Origin of the sequence: Phocaeicola fibrisolvens, assembly GCF_025567125.1 — a bacterium.
In the GTDB taxonomy this organism is placed as follows: Bacteria; Bacteroidota; Bacteroidia; order Bacteroidales; family Bacteroidaceae; genus Phocaeicola; species Phocaeicola fibrisolvens.
In genome coordinates this window covers 22,841-34,580 of sequence record NZ_JAOQJI010000041.1, presented here as the reverse complement: position 1 = coordinate 34,580, position 11,740 = coordinate 22,841, and the positions used below count along the sequence as shown (strand labels likewise).

General features: G+C 43.5%; 10 protein-coding genes and 1 tRNA gene. 2 read left to right on the top strand and 9 right to left on the bottom strand.

What is annotated here, in order from left to right:
- Positions 1-144: 144 nt before the first annotated feature.
- From OCV81_RS14075 to OCV81_RS14035, 9 genes are all read right to left on the bottom strand, one after another.
- Complete coding sequence (locus OCV81_RS14075) at positions 145-1,356, bottom strand: relaxase/mobilization nuclease domain-containing protein (protein WP_148330628.1); 1,212 nt, start codon at positions 1,354-1,356, stop codon at positions 145-147.
- 15 nt (positions 1,357-1,371) lie between these two features.
- Positions 1,372-1,770 (bottom strand): plasmid mobilization protein, encoded by a 399-nt coding sequence (locus OCV81_RS14070; protein WP_022383669.1) that lies wholly within the window; start codon positions 1,768-1,770, stop codon positions 1,372-1,374.
- A 173-nt stretch (positions 1,771-1,943) separates the two neighbouring features.
- Positions 1,944-2,471, bottom strand: a complete 528-nt coding sequence (locus tag OCV81_RS14065) for a hypothetical protein (protein ID WP_022383670.1) — start codon at positions 2,469-2,471, stop codon at positions 1,944-1,946.
- A 50-nt stretch (positions 2,472-2,521) separates the two neighbouring features.
- Positions 2,522-2,869, bottom strand: a complete 348-nt coding sequence (locus tag OCV81_RS14060) for a hypothetical protein (RefSeq protein ID WP_022383671.1) — start codon at positions 2,867-2,869, stop codon at positions 2,522-2,524.
- Between the two features lie 135 nt (positions 2,870-3,004).
- Positions 3,005-4,390, bottom strand: a complete 1,386-nt coding sequence (locus tag OCV81_RS14055; RefSeq protein ID WP_262640370.1) for a virulence-associated E family protein — start codon at positions 4,388-4,390, stop codon at positions 3,005-3,007.
- Between the two features lies 1 nt (position 4,391).
- Positions 4,392-4,712 (bottom strand): DUF3853 family protein, encoded by a 321-nt coding sequence (locus OCV81_RS14050; protein ID WP_022383673.1) that lies wholly within the window; start codon positions 4,710-4,712, stop codon positions 4,392-4,394.
- A gap of 180 nt (positions 4,713-4,892) precedes the next feature.
- The gene (locus OCV81_RS14045; protein WP_022383674.1) at positions 4,893-6,137 is read right to left on the bottom strand and encodes a DUF6043 family protein; all 1,245 of its coding nucleotides are present in this window, start codon (positions 6,135-6,137) and stop codon (positions 4,893-4,895) included.
- Positions 6,138-6,150: 13 nt separating this feature from the next.
- Positions 6,151-7,644, bottom strand: a complete 1,494-nt coding sequence (locus tag OCV81_RS14040) for a tyrosine-type recombinase/integrase (protein WP_022383675.1) — start codon at positions 7,642-7,644, stop codon at positions 6,151-6,153.
- 612 nt (positions 7,645-8,256) lie between these two features.
- Positions 8,257-8,330: transfer RNA gene (locus OCV81_RS14035), tRNA-Ile, on the bottom strand.
- Between the two features lie 159 nt (positions 8,331-8,489).
- Here OCV81_RS14035 and OCV81_RS14030 point away from each other — a divergent pair.
- Together OCV81_RS14030 and OCV81_RS14025 are read left to right on the top strand one after the other, a co-directional pair.
- Positions 8,490-11,123, top strand: coding sequence for a calcium-translocating P-type ATPase, PMCA-type (locus OCV81_RS14030; RefSeq protein ID WP_148330626.1), 2,634 nt, complete (start codon positions 8,490-8,492; stop codon positions 11,121-11,123).
- Positions 11,120-11,740 (top strand): HAD family hydrolase, encoded by a 621-nt coding sequence (locus OCV81_RS14025; RefSeq protein WP_148330625.1) that lies wholly within the window; start codon positions 11,120-11,122, stop codon positions 11,738-11,740. Before OCV81_RS14030 ends, OCV81_RS14025 begins: the two co-directional genes overlap by 4 nt.

Below are 11,740 nucleotides of genomic sequence, written 5' to 3'. Positions count from 1 at the left end.
ATCTTGTCGTAATACATCAATTGAACCTTTTAGACCACAAAGATAAGTCAAAGAACGCTTTAATCAATTATTCGATATAAACTCTATTGATGGAGTAATTTTTGATTTGCCAATTCCCATGATTCTTGTCTTTTGATTGTTAATTTATCTGTGAAGTCCTTTCCTGCGCTTGCACATGCTGTTTGCCATTCTTGCACAGCGGCGTGCCCATTCAAGATCATCCTCATCTTTATCCCGTCCCCAGCTACTTGTGTCAGAACTACCACCGCCACTTGACGCCGCCATACTTGTGGCAGCATCCAAATACCCAGCAAAGAGCAAAAGGGCCGTGTGCTGTATTTCTTCAATCTTAGCCAACGGATGTGCTTCCTCCAAAGAACAATTCTGCCGAATGATAGTATCAGCGGCTTCGGATATCTCGATATGGAAACTGTGATATTCGTCTGTCGTTATATCGTAATGTTTCATAACAGGATGCGAAGCAGTCGAAGGTTGTATAAGAGGAGTCGTGTCTGCTGTCCATGTTTGTTGGGGAACAGGCTTTGCCGGCTTAGATATCCTTTCCTGCGGATGTAGTTTTGCCCAAGTAGCCTCAATTTTTGATGGGGTCAGGTTTCGCCCGATACCCAACATGGATGATTTATAAATGGAGTTGCCACGCTTGATAGAATAGCCATAAACTCCGCCACCGTCTTTTTCTTGCAGGTGCACTTTATATCCCCGTTTCACCAGTTCCATTTCATACCTCTGCCAACTGAATTCGTCCATCGTACGGAGTATTTCTATGCAACTGTCTGAGATTTCTTGTCTATGACGTATGCCTATTTCTTCAGATTGTACCCAGCCTCGTCTCTCGTTGATGATATTCGCAGCCATGACAGCCCTCTCACCAATCTTATGGCTATCATTGACTTTACCGTTCATGTCCACACGGTTAGCGTCAATGTGCAAGTGGAGAATGCCACTTTTGGAATCACGATGCAGGGCGACTATGTATTGCGAGCCTTTGAGGTTGACCTGCTTTGAAGAAGCCCGTTTGGTTTTGCCAGAGAGGTCAATGGAATCAAACACGCGGATGAACTCGTTTGATAAACGTTCCCAATCATCCATCGTCCAATCCCGACTTTCTTCTTCGGATGGGGAAATCTCAATTCTTATCACATTTCTACTAAGAGGCCTGCCTTTGTTGATATTCTCAGCAAACTTTTTCTGTACGAGCATCATCCGTCCATACATTGCTTCCGGCGAAATATCATCGGGCAAGAAGTTGGCTTTGACTATATCCGCTTTCTCCTTGTTGACGGAATATCTTATGGCATTTGCGCCATGCGATATGGTGGAGGCTTTTGCTATCATAATAGGTGAGGGAATTTATTCAGTAAGGTAATTTTCTATCTGGCTCCAACGATTGATAAGCTGAGTAGCGGCCCTCATCCATTGTTCCACAAATCGGGTATCGCTGAAATACATAGCCCGTTTGTCCGCTTGGATGGATTTCACGGCTGCCGCGATGCGAATAAGGTCACCCCTTGCATCCGTCAGACTACACAGGGCTTCCACTTCATGGTCAGACAACCGTTGCCGTGGATGTTGCCCCAAGGCGGTACGCCGCACATACTCGCTCATGGATAAGCCGCAGGTTTTGGCAAGTTCTGCCGCTTGAGCATATTCCTGTTCTGTCACCCTGGCTTCAAGCCGCAGGGTGCGTCTTGTGACTTTTTTCTCGTTTTCTTCATCAATTTCTTTGTCGGTATTCTTTTTCTTCTTCATACTCTGTTATGCTATGGGTAAAACATCAATTCAAAAAGGGTCAGCACGGTGGGAGCTTGCGACTGCCGGAATATGCCTATGTAGTACGAATAAGCGAAGCGAATTTGTGCGACATAGGAACTTCTTGCAATACTGCATACAACAGCTTCGGACACACCAACTTTCTGGTACAGCTATATCTGGTTATCAACCGGAATATCTCTTCCGAAATCTTCCGTTGCCGCAGTCTGTGGGGAAACTGAAACAGAAGGGAAAGAAGAGGGAGAAGGCTGTTTGCCTTCATCTGATATAGCAGACATACTCTCCTTATCATCTTGCCGGTCTTTCAGTCGGACATAGAAAGGATTGTCTATGCGGTTTCCGTTCTGCATCCATGCCGATATACATTTCAGCGTATGGATGCTTGTCCGATTACTCTGTGTAGATGCGACAATTTCCAACTGGTTCATCTTGTCAAGCACACGGGATATGGTCTTTTTGTCATAGCCCAACTTGTTGGCCAAATCCACTTCTGAAAGAACGGCTTGCCCCACTTGCAAGGTTGTGGAGAAACCTTTTATGGTGTACTCGGTTTCTTTTAATACGGCTGCTTCAATCAGTTGGTGTAGAATCTTCATGCGGTCAATGCCGTATTTGCTCCCTGCCAGATACATAAGCTGCTCCGCCGAAAGCACTATACAATAATTCAAGTCTGTTTTCATCATCTGTCTGTTTGAAGATATTTTATAAATGGTGCAGCCAAAAGAGAAAGTCAGCGGTGTATTCCACATCCTCTCTCCGGCATATAATACTCCCTGTCGTACGCAATATGGTCAAGTACGTCTTGCAGCCTGGCAAGTTGGCGACTATCCAATACACGGATGGCGGTAATAGTGATGTTCTGCGAAGCGATACGTCGATGTTCGCGGTTCCTCTCTGACATGCTGCCGTCCCCATCTGCATAGACGCTCCGCAGATAATCGTTCACAGCTTCGGTCTGTGCTTTGCTTGGATATGCCGCAGGGTAACGGCCTTGAATATACTCCACCATGTGGCAGACCGCGTTTGCCAGTAACGGTTCATGCTCTTGCAGTTGTTTGATAAGTTCTTCCTTTTTCATGTTTTCAATTATTTTGTCCCATGTCCCAGGTGTTTCTTATAACTTTCTCTTTTATCTGTCTTTGGTTTTCATCCTTTTTTAGGGGGAAAAGAGGGACAAAGGGACAGATATTCTTCTTTTCCCTTAGTTTGAGATTTAAAATGGTAGCTCCTGTTCACTTGGTAATGAAGTACAGACTTCTTCGTTTGGTGCGTCCACTCTCACCCACGGATGCTTTGCTCGTCCGGTCTTGTCACAATAGGCAGGATGCAACCCTTTGACTTTTTCCTGATCACTCCGTTTCCAATTAGGAATCATGGACATCAGGCGATTGATATATTGTGATGTGTATTTGGCAGGATTGCGTCTGACCAAGTCATTAGGCATTTCCTCTATAATCTGCCGGGCACAAACCATGTTGAGTGTGGTCATTGTTGAGTTTGGTTCTGAGTATGCTCCCTTTTGATAAGCCTGTCGGATCGGAATGGTCCAACTTGCATATTGGACGGGAATCTCACGCTCCAAATACATTTCCAGATCTTCTATGATGGGGTCAACAAGGATGTTGGAATGTTGTACCTGCACTTCATTGGCTTGAATTTCCATATCGGGTGTCAAATAAAGTTTCATTCCTTGCCGATAATAGGCGTATGCTTCTGCCCAAAGCTGAGGAACAACACGTTGTAGCGCATCCAGCCATTCTGAAACATGACCGTTTCCTTTAACCGGAATTATCCACCAACGGCGGTTCCCGTTGTCCCCTTGCAGGAAGTTTGTCTCATTGGTAGTAGCCGCAAAGACATTGTGCCGCATAAACTCCACAACCTTATGTCCGTATGCAGGGCGCATATAGTCGCTGCAACGGCTCAGGAAAGCTTTGGCTGCCTCTGCATCATTCGCCCGTTTCAAACCGTTCAATTCACTGATTTCAATAATCCAACCATTGGTTATGGTTTCTACCTTCTCCTTGTCACCGCTTGCAAAAGAGAACGAGTCGTTAAACCATTTCCCGCTGATGGTCTTGAAAAAGGTGCTTTTCCCGATACCTTGCGGACCAGGCAGAGTCAATACGTTGTCAAACTTGCAACCGGGGGTGAAAACCCGGGCAACAGCCGCCACGAACCATAGTTTTGTCTGTTCCCTGACAAGCGGCGTGTCCTCTGCTCCCAAATAATCAATGAGGGTTGTGGCTATGCGGGGCTGTCCGTCCCATGTTTCTTGGGTGATAAAATCCTGTACTGGGTTAAAACTCCGTTCCGAAGAGGTCGTTTTTAGTATTTCAAATACCTTATTCTGCGTCAGATGCAATCTGTATGTCCTTTCCAAATAGTCTTGTATCTTTCCTGCCGATTCCTCATCAATCTTGTTGCCATTGACATTGCGAAACAAAGGGCTGAAACATACATCGTCCTGACAAAAGGTGTCATATCTTATCTGACTAAGATTCTCATCCAAAGTGAAAATAAGTCGGAGGTTGCTGATGGATCGGACTGGATTCCCATAGCTGTCTGTTACCAAATCTTTTTTCCAATTATCTTCCATATTACTGCTCCTTAATATGGATTCCACCTGACTCTTTTGCCAAAGACAGTGCAAGGTCTGCATCCACCACAATCTTTCGCCCTATCTGTGTGATAGCCTTGTCTATGATGCCGCTCTTCTTAATGCGGTTAGCCGTGGGTACGCTGCATCCGAACACACGGGCAATCCCCTCTATACCATAATAGTTGCCTTTGGAAGCCATTGGGGATGTGGACTTCTCGGTGGATTCTACACTTTTTGTAATGAGAAAGCAAAGCTCCTCGCCAGTCATCATGGCGATAGGCTTTTGAAGTAATTGGTTAAAATTGAATTTTTCTTCCATACCTTTACTTGTTTAGTTATTAGATACTTTAAGTCTCGGCTCAACTCTGTAAAACCGATTTCACGAGCAAAGGTAGTTTATGAGACTCTGCATATCGGTCGGTTTATTTGTAGCTTAATATAACCAACCGATTTACAACAGATGTTTGCAGAAAAAGTTGCGGATAACCGAGTTTCCCAATTACACGTTCTTGATAAAATAGTCCGTCCATCGGTCTATTATCCGTTTTGCTTTGATATAACTGTTTCCTCTTTGAGGTGAAGTCAATGTTATGTCTCTGATTTCACCATATCTTTTCTGTGGAATGTCATGCCCGTAATGTCGCTGGTAGAATTGTTCAATGGCACGATGAAATGTCATGTATCTTATGGAGGCCTTTATTCTGCCTGCTTTTACCAATGATTTCAACAGATAGGCAAGGCTTATATCCTCGGTATTCTCTTCAAGAAACGAGCGGATGCCCTGCTTGATGCGCTCCTTGTCCCCGACGAGAATATCATCCAATGATTGCATAACCTTTTTGTTCCCACGTCTGCCTTTGGCTTTTCGCAAGGCAAACATCACTTCCTTCCAGATTTCCGGATTACAGGCTTCTGCTGTATCTTCCCATCCGGCTTTGCTTTCAGTTCCCATTTCTATGCTTTGATGAACAAGCAAGGCAACACATGATTTTATCAGAATCATATCGCCATTGTCAACTTCTCCACTGTTTAGCAGGTGGTCAAGTAATTGGGCCATACGTGAAAGACCGTGGTCAAATATTACGAAATAGTACATGCAATAAGCCAAAATCTCCTTCTTCTCCACTACATAATCATACAGGTTGGCCATAACCTCACCAACAAACACGGCATGGGACAGGAAAATGATTCGGGAGATGTACGTCAGGGATTGATACACCATTTTCCTTTCCAGTTTGCTCAACAGATAGCATCCTTTGCTGTTTTTCATAAGTACATCCAGTTGCCCTGTCAAATAGGATCTTGTTTCCTGCGGTAAACGGTTCCAAACCTCAATAGGTGTTTTGGAATGAACCATCAATAATTCCGACTTTGGGGATGTGAGCAACTCTACCGTACCCGTTTTTACGTTGACACCTATCCACAACCGTTTGTTGGTGATACATTGGGCTATAATATTTGTATACTTGCCAGCCCATTGCTGATTGGCTATATTCTGTATATCTTTACCGTTCATGAAATCGGAAAGCCAGTTATACAACAGCAAAGCTTCTGGCGGTGTACATTCCCGTATCATCTGATATATATCCATCAGAATAGACAAGTCCCCCTTGCCTATGGCATCCATGCGTTTACAGAAATCGGCATACACCTCTTCGTTGGCTGACTTCCAAGTACAGATAGCCATATCAGCGCAATCCTTTCTTGTGAAGTAGTCTTTTATTCTCTCTATGAAATTTCTCATCTTCAAAGTCGTATTAGGCTTGTGTAAACAATTTGGCTAATTCCTCAGTAGGCATACTCGCCAGTTTTGCCAATAACAGGTCTCTTTCAGAGGTCTTTGTCAGATTCAACAGCTTCAAGTTATTCTCCATCTGAATTTCAAGAGGATAATGCTCAATATATATTTGGGTGATTGCATGATCAGAAGATGCATGCCCCATACTTTCAGAAATATAGTCCATGTCTACTCCGGCATTATGCAGGTTGGTCGCAAATGAATGTCGGCACCACGTACCAGACGGACAGATGGATTTATCCCAATTTAGTGCTTCGTGACATATTTTGATGATACGGTCTTTCACATTAGAGTTTTCCTGCATGGTATATTTGCGGCGCAACTCTTCTGTTTCCGCGCCTTTTAATATATGAGGAAAAACAAGACCATCCCGAGTCGGAGGTGCTGCCACTTCATCTAACACATATTGTAAAGGAGGGATGATAGGAACGATTACTTCGGAACCGTCAGCACTTCTTCGGGAAGTTTTCTTTCGGTTGAAGCGGAAAGCCTTTCCGTTTGTCTGATAATAATAACTATCGTAAGTCAATCGTCCTGCATCTGCCATATTGAATCCATTGCATAGGTACTGGGCAAGAAACAATCCCAATGAGTAGTGGGCACGTTTGGTATATTCTTCCGACCAATGTTCGGGATATTTCTTTGAGACAAAAAGGTTATATAGCTCCGTCATCTGACAGACATTCAGAAAGCTCTGCTTGCGCTTCGCACTCTTGGGGATGCTCACAAGTCCTTTCTCCTTCTTATTAGAAAAAGGATAAGGAACATCTTTGAGGTAGCCTTCATGTACACACCTGTTCCATACGGCACGGCAACAACGGAGATAAATCCCGGCGGTAGTATCGCTGATTTTCCCGACTATCGCCCCATTCTCATCTTTTACTCCATTATGCATTCCGTCTTTCCACTTCTGAATTTCCGAAGCACTGATGCAGAATCCTCTAATCATATTGGTTCCGAGAATTTTTCTGAATGATTTGAGTGCGCACTCGTAGCTCTCTGCTGTGGTAAAACGTGCACCACCATCGTCTGTCCGTAATTCGTGGATGATTTGTTCCCATACACCAACAAAAGTTTGTGATTTGGTCGTATCTTCTTTGGATGGCATCACTCCATCGCCCATGATACATTGGCGTACCATCTCAAATGTCAGGATGCCACCCTTGTTCAGACTCATCAGCATTTCTTTGTATTTGGGAACAAAGGTGTCTTTCCACTCTTTTTGAAGTTTGTAGTTCTCGCTCTTGCATTTAGTCGCATTACAGATGTCTGAGAACTTTCTTTCAGTGAAAGAACTTCCAACGGTAAGATAAAAGCACTTGCGGTCTATCGTGAAACGGAGAGATAATGGAAACTCACACGCGTTTTTCCTGCGAGTACGTGAGTCTAACACGACAGAAACAGAACAGTTCCGTTCCTTAAAAAGCGACAGAGACTTTGTCAGTTTTTCCATTGCATTCATTGTTTATGTTCAACATAACCTCTGAATACAGACGCTTTGCAATGTGAGGCATACATATACAAAACACTGCATATAACCACAGAGTCCCTATCCTCAGGCGGATAAAAACATCGTTGTTATATGCAGCGGTGCAATCTCGTTGGCTTCTGTCGCTGACTGGTAACCGGGCTTATGCTAATCGGTCTCAACCCCTGAAGCAACTCTCGCGTTTCGTTTGTCATAGAGTACCCTCCGACTGGCACTCCCTCTACGCATTGATCCATCGGAATGGGATAACCCTCCCACGATTGGTTAGGCAAACTCACTTTTCTTTTTCAAGAAAGAGCACCACCAAGGTCATGGCTTGCCACAAATGCATTACGCAATGCAAAAGTACAATATTATTCTATAAATCAGGATGCAATAGAATGTTTTTGAGTTTATTTAACCGTCAAGTATGGTCATATTAGCAGTATATCTTAACGGGTATGTCTTAGAATTGCACAGAGTTTCACGGAAATTCTATGCGTAAACAGAGCCAACTCAAACCGTTTGTTTACGCATTGTTTACGCAGACAAAGAAAAAAGCACTTGCGATTGCTCGTAAGTGCCTGATTTTTAATGTGGACCAGCCTGGGCTTGAACCAGGGACCTCCAGATTATGAGTCTGTTGCTCTAACCAACTGAGCTACAAGTCCGAAATCCAAATAAAGGTTTGGAAATGCGGTACAAAAGTAATGGTTTGACCTGAAATCTGCAACATTTGCCGGGAAAAAAATGATAAAAAAAACTAATGGGTAAGATGCTTTCAATATATATTGTATTTTTGTGAACATTAATATTTAATTATCAGACGTATGTCACAGAATATGCATGATTCTCATTTTAAAGGATTGACCGATCAGGAGGTCCTCCAAAACCGACAAAAATACGGAGTAAATTTATTGACGCCTCCCAAACGTCCTTCCATTTGGAGGCTTTATCTGGAAAAATTTCAAGATCCTGTCATTAAAATCTTATTGGTAGCTGCTGTTTTTTCTCTTATAATTTCAATTATTGAGAATGAATATGCGGAAACGATAGGGATATTCTTTGCCATCTTTCTAGCAACAGGGATAGGATTTTATTTTGAGTATGATGCCAATAAGAAATTCGACTTATTGAATGCTGTAGGAGAAGAAACTCCGGTCATGGTGATACGTAACGGTAAGGTACATGAGATACCAAAGAAAGACATTGTAGTGGGAGATGTGGTCATTCTGAATACGGGTGATGAAATTCCTGCCGATGGAGTATTGCTTGAAGCCGTTTCTCTACAGGTGAATGAATCTACTTTGACCGGAGAACTGATGGTAAATAAAACGACGGATGAAGCACATTTTGACGAGGAAGCTACTTATCCGTCTAATTCCGTGATGCGTGGAACGACGGTAACAGACGGTCATGGAGTGATGCGTGTGGAAAAGGTGGGTGATGCGACAGAAATTGGTAAAGTGGCCCGACAGGCTACGGAGCAAAGTCAGGAGCAGACTCCTTTGAATTTGCAATTGAGTAAACTGGCTAATTTGATTGGAAAGGCGGGATTTACCATTGCTACATTGACTTTCATTATTTTTACCGCTAAAGATTTGTATGCTTATCTGCACGTTACTTCGGTGAACGACTGGCATCAGTGGCTTGAGATTGCACAGATTGTATTGAAGTATTTTATGATGGCGGTTACTTTGATTGTAGTAGCGGTACCCGAAGGATTGCCAATGAGTGTAACACTGAGCCTGGCTTTGAATATGCGTCGTATGCTGAAAACCAATAATCTGGTTCGTAAGATGCATGCGTGTGAAACGATGGGAGCCATTACGGTGATTTGTACAGACAAGACCGGTACGTTGACACAAAACCTGATGCAGGTACATGATGCTCAGTTGGATGAAAGCCGAAAGGACGTGATAGCAGAAGGGATAGCAGTCAATTCTACGGCCTTCTTGGAAGAAAAAGAGGCTGGAAAGCCTTCGGGAGTGGGAAATCCTACAGAAGTCGCTTTGTTGTTGTGGCTGAACGGCAAAGGAGAAGATTACATTGCCTTGCGAAACCAGGCAAGGGTGGTAAATCAGTTGACTTTCTCGACAGAAAGAAAATATATGGCTACACTGGTGGAATCTCCCGTATTGCATGCACGTGTATTGTATGTAAAAGGTGCTCCGGAAATCGTGATGGGAAAATGTAAACTGGATGAAGAGCGGATAAAGCATTATAACGAACAGCTTTTGGCCTACCAAAATCAGGCGATGCGTACTTTAGGTTTGGCTTATAAGATTATTCCGGAAACAGAAAGTGCGGATTGTGCAGAACTCGTACAAGCTGGGGAATTGACATTCTTGGGTATATTTGCCATCAGTGACCCGATTCGTCCAGATGTACCGGAAGCTGTACGGAAGTGTCAGTCTGCGGGTATACGGGTGAAGATTGTGACTGGAGATACTCCGGGAACAGCTACAGAGATTGCACGTCAGATAGGCTTGTGGACTCCTGAAGATACAGAGCGTAATCGTATTACGGGGGTGGAATTTGCGGCATTGACTGATGAAGAGGCATTGGAGCGGGTGGTTGACTTGAAAGTGATGAGTCGTGCCCGTCCGATGGACAAGCAGCGTTTGGTACAGTTGCTTCAGCAAAAAGGTGAAGTGGTAGCTGTGACGGGTGACGGAACCAATGATGCGCCGGCATTGAACCATGCTCAAGTGGGACTGTCCATGGGTACAGGAACATCTGTAGCCAAGGAGGCCAGTGATATTACTTTGCTGGATGATTCTTTCCACAGCATTGCTACGGCTGTGATGTGGGGACGTTCGTTGTATAAGAATATTCAGCGTTTTATCGTGTTCCAGCTGACCATTAATGTGGTTGCATTGCTGAGTGTGTTGCTGGGTGCTTTCTTGGGTACAGCCTTGCCTTTGACGGTCACTCAAATGCTGTGGGTAAACTTGATAATGGACACTTTTGCCGCTATGGCTTTGGCTTCTATTTCGCCGAGTATGGATGTGATGAATGAAAAACCTCGTAAGCGGAGTGACTTTATTATTACGCCTGCCATGCAAAAGAATATTTTTGGAGTGGGAGCAGCTTTTCTCGTTATTCTGATGGGGTTGTTGTCTATCTTTAAAAATATGCCAGGAGGAATGGATGTGCATCATCTGACTGTTTTCTTTACGATTTTTGTGATGTTGCAGTTCTGGAACTTGTTTAATGCAAGTGTCTTTGGTACAAATCATTCGATTTTCAAGGATGCAAGTCATGCCATGGGAATGTTGGGAGTAGCCTTGATTATTCTGGTGGGACAGTTTATAATAGTTACTTTTGGCGGTAAGGTTTTCCGTACGGAACCTTTACCATTGGTAGAGTGGGCTTACATTATTGGCGGAACTTCTTGTGTGCTGTGGGTTGGTGAAATTTGGAGAGGCATTAAGCGGATGACACAAAAAATAAATAGATGAGGTATTTAAAGAATATTATATTTGACTTGGGTGGCGTACTTCTGGATTTGGATATAAACCGTTGTATGACAGAATTTGAGAAGGTTGGATTGCATGACATCCGTCGGTGGATGACGGGAACCAATGAACTAGGCTTTTTAAAAGAATATGAACGTGGAGATCTGACGACTCCGCAATTTCGTGAAAAGATTCGTGAAGAGGCTGGGAGAGCCCTCTCTGATAAAGAAACTGACCGGGTATGGAACAGCATGTTGAAGGAAATACCGGAATATAAACTGGAGCTGTTACTTACTTTGCGTAAGAAATATCGTTTGTATTTGTTGAGTAATACAAATGATTTGCATTGGAATGTATGCATTCCCAAGTTTGAATACAGAGGGCTCCGGGTAGGGGACTTTTTTACTCATGTATTTCTTTCTTATCAGATGCATCAGGCAAAGCCGGATATTGTAATTTTTCAAACTGTGCTGAAAGAGGCAAAACTATTGCCGGAGGAAACTCTTTTTATTGATGATTCTTTGGAGAACTGCCGTGCGGCTGCTTCTTTAGGGATAAATGTATTTCATTATGTACCAGGTGATGACCTGGAAATGCAACTTTTAAATTTCATAGACTGA